This is a genomic window from Pseudidiomarina mangrovi, assembly GCF_003999375.1.
Lineage (GTDB): Bacteria > Pseudomonadota > Gammaproteobacteria > Enterobacterales > Alteromonadaceae > Pseudidiomarina > Pseudidiomarina mangrovi.
The window spans coordinates 22443-29407 of the sequence record NZ_RJLC01000007.1 but is presented as its reverse complement, the minus strand read 5'-3'; the positions used below and the strand labels follow the sequence as shown (position 1 = coordinate 29407).

Below are 6965 nucleotides of genomic sequence, written 5' to 3'. Positions count from 1 at the left end.
TCACACCACCAACGGATTTCTGCACCCGTTGCCCAAAGGCGTTGTAGCTGTAGGTTGCCGCGCATGCGTCGTGTTCCTTACGTTAATGAGATTCCATCAAGAGGTATGAAAAGACTATTGACCTTGTCGCAAAATATGTCAAATAGTTGCTGCAATAAAGTCATATAAAAAGCGACCACGTACTTCGCCGTCATATCTTTTTAGATATCACGGGTGGTAGATTACAATTTAATTATAATCCCAGAAAATCGGAGCAGTTGTACGAGCAGATACCATCACGCTGAACGGACGTGTACCGTCACTTCTTCGCGGTCATGGTAGAGTTGTTTGGCTTGCACTTCGTAGCGGCCCATGCCCTTTTCAGCCAATTCGGTTTGAATTAACTGCAAGCATTCGCTGACCATGGCATAGCGCTTTTTCATCGGTAACTTGAGATTAAAAATAGCCTCTTTGCAGTCACCATCAATAAACCACTGGATCATTAATTCGGTCACACGCATGGGTTTTTCGACCATATCGCACACCAACCAAGTAACATTTTTCTTCTTTGGCCGGTACTTAAAGCCATCCTCGCGAATATGCTTCACTTGGCCGCTATCCATCAGGCTTTGTGCCATCGGGCCGTTATCAATGGCTTGCACCATCATGCCACGGCGGACTAATTGATAGGTCCAGCCACCAGGGGCGGCGCCTAAATCCACCGCATTCATGCCCGAACTCACCCGCTGTTCACGCTCGTGAGCTGGAATAAACACCTGAAACGCCTCATCGAGCTTTAAGGTAGAGCGGCTCGGCGCATCGCTGGGCGAGCGCAAACGCAAAATACCCATCGGCCAAGGCGACTGGTTGTAGCTGTATGAGTAGCCTAAAACCAGCTGTTGACCGGATAAAAAGAAGGCATGCAGGGTTGGTCGGCGATCACTCTCTTTGGCGGTCAACCAACCACTTTGCCGCAAGCCTTGGCGCAGTGGCACGGTGAACTTACGACAAAAGGTGGTGAGCTCTTTGGCGTCGTTGGTATCTGGGGTTTCAACTCGCAAATCACCGGCCGGTTTGACCATGGCGAAATGTTCATTGAGTTGCTCATCCAATAACGCAATTTGAATGGTACTCACGCGGTCGGTCGCGGGAATATCCGCCAACTCGGCAATAATGACAATAAACTGACGGGCAAACACCAATTCTTTCAGCGCTAATTTACGGCCTAAATGGTCGGCCTCTTCTGGCTGGCAGCGGTACACCACATAGCCACTATTGCTGGTCGTTTGGCAATAACCAAACACCCCAAGGGCTGCGGTTTTGTCCTGCAATTCAGCAGCACAATCGTTTTCAAAGCCAGCGCGGCAATAGACTAAAATTCCAGACATAATTTCTCATTGGTTGATGCAAGCTATGGCTGTTTAGTCAGCCTGAATAAAACCAAGTACCTGATTGATAGCCTGCTGCCACAATTCGGTTGGCGCAATACCACTGCGGGCGGTGGGTTGCAGACTATGGTCGCCACCAGCGAGCCAGCGCAGTTCGATATTGCTCGGAAGTGCATAGTGTACCACTTCTTGCGGTTTACCGAAGCTATCCCGATCACCTTGTAAAATAAGATTACGCTCACAGCCATTGGCTAAATCATCAAGGCGTAAGCGCTCCGGCTTACCCACCGGGTGAAACGGGTAACCCAAGGCGATAGCAGCTCGTGCACCTAACCCATCGGCTTGTCGGAATGCTACCCGCGCGCCCATAGATTTACCCATTAAAAACAGTGGTTTGTTATCATCAAATTGATTGACCACGGTGGCCATGCAATGCTCAAGATGAGCCATAGGGTTTGGTGGCCGGCGCACGCCGGTATCCATAAATTTTTGCCAATAAGGAAAATTAAAGCGCACCACGTCAACGTCGTGCAATGCCAACCCTAAGGCAATAAATTGCATAAAATCACTTTGGAGCCCAGCTCCTGCGCCGTGAGCAAACACCACGCGTACCCTACCATCGGGGTTATCACGCTGCAGCGCGACCCGCTGCATCTCACTCATAGTTGTCTTCTTCCTCTTCAACCACGCTGAGCAACCAATTGCGGAAGGTGGCAATTTTACCTACGTCGGCTTGTGACTCGCGGCAAACTAAATAGAACGACTTACTCCGCGGCAGCACATCGGGGAAGATTTGAATTAAATGCCCCGCTTCAATTTCTTGCTTCACCAGCACGTTATTGGCCAGCGCAATGCCCTGTCCATATACGGCGGCTTTCAAGGCTAGGTTAGAGTGACTGAAAATCGGCCCGTTATCGCCTTTATCTTTATCAATGCCAACCAAGCGGAACCAATCTTTCCAGGCATTACGGGTTTCATCATGCAATAAGGTGTGATTGAGTAAATCACGTGGCTCACGCAACGGCTTTTTGCCATTGAGTAATAACGGTGAGCAGACTGGAATGAGATATTCATTGTGTAACTTGAAGGCTTTCAGCCCCGGCCATTTGCCGGCACCGTAATATATAGCGACATCCACGTCTTCGGTGAGTGAGCCATCTACTTCATCCACGGCCCGAATACGCACGTCGATATCGGGGTAGCTATCACGAAACCGGCTTAAGCGCGGTACAAACCAAAGAATAGCGAAGCTCGGCGGCAACGAAATAGTTAATTGGCCCCGCGATGTGGCGTTTTTTAAGCGCTCGGTGGCCTGCAGGATATGGTCAAATATTTCTTTTAATTCAAGGTAGTAGGTTTGCCCTTCGGCGGTCAACAACAAGGCGCGATTGCGGCGCAAAAACAATTTTACCCCCAAGAAGTCTTCGAGTGCTTTCACCTGATGGCTGACCGCCGCCTGAGTGACAAACAACTCATCGGCGGCGCGCGTAAAACTCAGGTTACGGGCCGCTGCTTCAAACGCTTTTAACGCATTTAATGGGGGTAATTTTCGCATCGTGCCTTGTTGCTTTCCTCATCAATAAGTCACTCAATTACAGCCGCACGCCGCCATCGATCTCCACCACACGCCCGCTGAAAAAGTCATTTTCAATGATGTAACGCGCACTGTGAGCAATTTCTTCAGGCTGGCCCCAGCGCCGCAATGGCACCATCGACAACGCCCGCTCAATAGCTTCTGGCTTCATGGTAGCGGTCATAGGAGTCTCAATAAAGCCGGGCGCAATGGCACCACAACGAATACCAAAACGCCCCAATTCGCGCGCCCATGTTACCGTCATAGCAACTACACCGGCTTTGGTTGCCGCATAGTTAGTCTGACCCATATTGCCGGCCCGAGCAACTGAGGAAATGTTAATAATCACCCCGCCCTTACCCGCTTTCGCCATATGTGCCGCAGCTTCACGGCCACACAAGAAACTCCCAGTCAGATTCACATCAAGCACCGACTGAAACTGCTGTAATGGCATTTTTTGGGTGATTTCGCCGTCTTTCATCTTGATCAGCAGGCCATCACGCAAAATACCGGCGTTATTGATCAACACATCAATACTACCAAAGGCTTGGTTAATATCAGCAAACACCTGCTCCACGGCAGCTTCATCGGTGACATTGACCAGGTAGCCACGCACCTGTTTGGCGCCCTGCGCTAAACACTGCTGCTCGGCCGCCGCTAAGGTTTCGGCATTCATATCAATCAGTGCCAGCTTCGCACCGTCAGCGGCAAAATGACTGGCCATGGCCAGGCCGAGGCCTTGCGCACCACCGGTGATGACAATCGTACTATTGGCTATTTGCATGCTTTATTCCATTACTTAGTTTGTGGTTTCAAGTAATTAAAAATACTCGAAAAATCTTCTTTACCATGGCCCAATTGTGACCACGCGCGATAGAGGTTGTGGGTTAACGCACCCATCGGGGTACTGGCCCCGCTAGCAACCGCAGCGCGCTGTGCTAAGCCGAGGTCTTTGCTCATCAAATCAACCATAAAGCCACCGCTATAACCACGGCTAGCTGGGCTATTATCCATCACCCCAGGGCATGGATTATATACTTCTAAAGTCCAGTTACGGCCTGAACTTTGTAGCATGATCTGTGATAGCACCTGCGGATCTAAACCATGCGCAACGCCTAACTGTAGAGCTTCTGAAGTGCCTACCATCAAGACCGACAGCAGCATGTTGTTGCACATTTTGGCGACTTGCCCCGCGCCACTGTCGCCAGCGCGGAAAATATTCTTGCCCATTTGCTGCAGTAATGGCCGCGCGCGTTCTACATCGGCTTCGTTGCCGCCGCACATAAATGACAACGTGCCGGCTTGCGCACCGGCCACCCCACCAGATACCGGCGCGTCAATAAAGGCAATACCGTGAGCGTTTAGTTCGCTCGCTACCTTACGTGCCATTTCGGCACTAATAGTGCTGCAATCAATGGCTAAACAGTCTTTGTTAACAACCTGATACAGGCCTTGCTCACCCAGATACACGCCGTGCACATGGGCATCAGCGGGTAGCATGGTGATGACAAATTCGGCACCTTTGGCCGCTGCGGTGGCTGATTCTGCCGCCTCACAACCGACTTGCTGCGCTGCTTCGAGCGCGGCTGGTACGAGGTCGAACACCCGTACCTGATGGCCAGCTTTGGCTAAGTTGGCGGCCATTGGCCCACCCATATTTCCTAATCCAATAAATCCAATCGTTGCCATGATAGTCTCCACGAACAATTTCGGCTGTTATAGGTCGCGCAATGGGTGCTGCCCGAACGGCCATGGTGAGATAAAGAAATCATCGACCTCTTCTTCGTCAATGTCGGCGACCGCAGCGTGTTGCCACCGCGGCTGTTTATCTTTATCAATCAATAACGCCCGAATGCCTTCAACAAAATCACCACGCGTAGCGCACGCCACCGACAGCGTTAACTCTAGCCGGAAACAATCGGCAAGGCTTAAATCAGCACCATGCTGGAGTTGATTCCAGACAATATGTGCAGTCATAGGGCAGCCCTGACGCAGCGTTTGTGCCGCGCGCTGAAGCCATTTGTCATCGCTACTATCGCTACTAATACGCTCTACCACATCCACCAGTGACTGGCCCGAGGTTAACTGCTGAATATGCGCGAGGTGCTGCTGCACTGGGCTAGCCGGCTGTAATGATTGATCGGCTTGAGAAATTTGCGCCAAGTAGTTGCTGACTAGCTGGCGATCAGCATCGGCATGTTGCTGCCATTCCAATTGCTGTAAACCCGCCAATAATTCAGCTTTGCGCTGACTGCTGGCAAAATGATCCGCTAAGCCTAAAAACAAGGCATCGGTGGCGTTCATGTGCGCGCCGGTGAGGCCCAAATAGAGCCCACAGCCGCTCGGCATCTTGCTAAGAAAATGCGTGGCGCCAACATCGGGGTACAAGCCGATAGTCACTTCTGGCATCGCCATTAGGGTGCGTTCGGTGACGATGCGGTGGCTACCACCGTTCATTAGCCCCATGCCGCCACCCATGACAATGCCATGGCCCCACACCACGAACGGTTTAGGGAAACGGTGAATGGTGTAATCAAGCCGATATTCTTGGCTAAAAAAGTCCGCTACTTCATCTACCAAAGTGCCTGGCTTCGCTACCATGGCTTGGTACATGGCAACAATATCACCACCGGCACAAAAGGCTTTTTCGCCGGCACCCTCTAACCACACGGCAACAATACTCTCGTCACTGGCCCAGGCATCAAGTTGCGGTTGTAACAACTGGATCATGTCCAAGCTCAGTGCGTTGAGCGATTTTTCTGAATTGAGCCGCGCCACGCCAATGCGTTGGCCTTGAGCCGTGGTTAAGTGTTCAAATTCGACAACAGCGGTCATGCCTCAACTCCTGTGCAAGGGCTTATAAGATGTCACGGTCCATATCGGCCAATAACCGTCGACCAATGATAACTCGCATGATTTCGTTGGTGCCTTCGAGAATCTGGTGCACCCGCACATCACGCACATGGCGTTCTAATGGATACTCTTTGATGTAGCCGTAACCACCGTGAATTTGTAGCGCTTCATTACACACGGTAAAACCAACGTCGGTGGCAAAGCGTTTCGCCATGGCACAATAAGTGGTCTTATCGGCATCGTCGTTATCGACTTTAAACGCCGCTAAACGCACCATTTGCCGCGCGGCCACTAATTCGGTGGCCATATCAGCTAGCTTAAATTCCAACGCTTGAAATTGCGCTAACGGCTTACCAAATTGCTGGCGTTCGCGCATGTAGTCGCGGGCGGTATTGAGTGCCGCTTGGGCGGTACCCACTGAGCACACGGCAATATTGATACGACCGCCATCAAGGCCCATCATGGCAAATTTAAAGCCTTCGCCTTCTTCACCGAGCAGGTTGGCCGCAGGAATACGCACATCTTCAAAGGTCACCAGCCGAGTTGGCTGGGCGTTCCAGCCCATCTTGGCTTCTTTCTTACCATAATGAATACCCGCCGCATCTGCAGGTACCACAAAAGCTGAGATACCGCGTGGGCCAGGCCCACCAGTACGCGCCATCACCACCAATACATCGGTGCTACCGGCGCCGGAGATAAACATTTTTGAGCCGTTTAACACATACTCATCGCCTTCGCGACGCGCACTGGTGCGCAAACTGGCGGCGTCAGAACCAGCCCCGGGCTCGGTCAAGCAGTATGAACCCAGCTTAGTACCCATCACTAATTCTGGAACCCACTGCTCCACCACTTCAGGCTTGGCAAACGCACCAATCATCCAGCTCACCATGTTATGAATGGTCATCATGGCCGTGGTGGCAGTACAGCCCATCGCCAATTGCTCAAAAATCAACGCGGCATCCAGTCGGCTCATACCAAAGCCGCCAGCATCTTCTGGGGTGTACATGCCCATAAAGCCGAGTTCACCGGCCTTACGAAACACCTCAATGGGGAAATGAGCCGTTTCATCCCACTCTGCGGCAAACGGGGCTAGCTCTTTCTCCGCGAAGGCCTTGGCGGTATCGACAAAAGCCTGTTGGTCATCGGTCAGATTAAAGTTCATGCTGCTTTAC

General features: G+C 51.5%; 7 protein-coding genes. All 7 read right to left on the bottom strand.

Annotated features, from left to right (window positions below; translation table 11 throughout):
- Positions 1-275: 275 nt before the first annotated feature.
- The 7 genes from rlmM to EFO84_RS02145 are packed head-to-tail and all read right to left on the bottom strand — an operon-like array spanning position 276 to position 6955.
- Entirely contained in the window at positions 276-1367 is a 1092-nt protein-coding gene (gene rlmM / locus EFO84_RS02175; protein WP_127346432.1) for a 23S rRNA (cytidine(2498)-2'-O)-methyltransferase RlmM, read from the bottom strand.
- 33 nt (positions 1368-1400) lie between these two features.
- Positions 1401-2030: an alpha/beta family hydrolase gene (locus tag EFO84_RS02170; protein ID WP_127346431.1), complete on the bottom strand. Its 630-nt coding sequence runs from the start codon at positions 2028-2030 to the stop codon at positions 1401-1403.
- A complete protein-coding gene (locus EFO84_RS02165) occupies positions 2023-2922 on the bottom strand; it encodes a transcriptional regulator GcvA (RefSeq protein WP_127346430.1) in 900 nt (299 codons plus the stop codon). Before EFO84_RS02165 ends, EFO84_RS02170 begins: the two co-directional genes overlap by 8 nt.
- A 37-nt stretch (positions 2923-2959) precedes the next feature.
- A complete protein-coding gene (locus EFO84_RS02160) occupies positions 2960-3724 on the bottom strand; it encodes an SDR family oxidoreductase (protein ID WP_127346429.1) in 765 nt (254 codons plus the stop codon).
- Between the two features lie 11 nt (positions 3725-3735).
- Positions 3736-4629 (bottom strand): 3-hydroxyisobutyrate dehydrogenase, encoded by an 894-nt coding sequence (gene mmsB / locus EFO84_RS02155; protein ID WP_127346428.1) that lies wholly within the window; start codon positions 4627-4629, stop codon positions 3736-3738.
- Between the two features lie 27 nt (positions 4630-4656).
- Positions 4657-5775, bottom strand: coding sequence for an enoyl-CoA hydratase/isomerase family protein (locus EFO84_RS02150; RefSeq protein ID WP_127346427.1), 1119 nt, complete (start codon positions 5773-5775; stop codon positions 4657-4659).
- Between the two features lie 22 nt (positions 5776-5797).
- The gene (locus EFO84_RS02145) at positions 5798-6955 is read right to left on the bottom strand and encodes an acyl-CoA dehydrogenase family protein (protein ID WP_127346426.1); all 1158 of its coding nucleotides are present in this window, start codon (positions 6953-6955) and stop codon (positions 5798-5800) included.
- Positions 6956-6965 lie beyond the last annotated feature (10 nt).

Coding starts and splice junctions, on each gene's coding strand:
- EFO84_RS02145 (WP_127346426.1), bottom strand. CDS start 6,955: ATGAACTTTAATCTGACCGATGACCAACAGGCTTTTGTCGATACCGCC.
- EFO84_RS02165 (WP_127346430.1), bottom strand. CDS start 2,922: ATGCGAAAATTACCCCCATTAAATGCGTTAAAAGCGTTTGAAGCAGCG.
- EFO84_RS02170 (WP_127346431.1), bottom strand. CDS start 2,030: ATGAGTGAGATGCAGCGGGTCGCGCTGCAGCGTGATAACCCCGATGGT.
- rlmM (WP_127346432.1), bottom strand. CDS start 1,367: ATGTCTGGAATTTTAGTCTATTGCCGCGCTGGCTTTGAAAACGATTGT.
- mmsB (WP_127346428.1), bottom strand. CDS start 4,629: ATGGCAACGATTGGATTTATTGGATTAGGAAATATGGGTGGGCCAATG.
- EFO84_RS02160 (WP_127346429.1), bottom strand. CDS start 3,724: ATGCAAATAGCCAATAGTACGATTGTCATCACCGGTGGTGCGCAAGGC.
- EFO84_RS02150 (WP_127346427.1), bottom strand. CDS start 5,775: ATGACCGCTGTTGTCGAATTTGAACACTTAACCACGGCTCAAGGCCAA.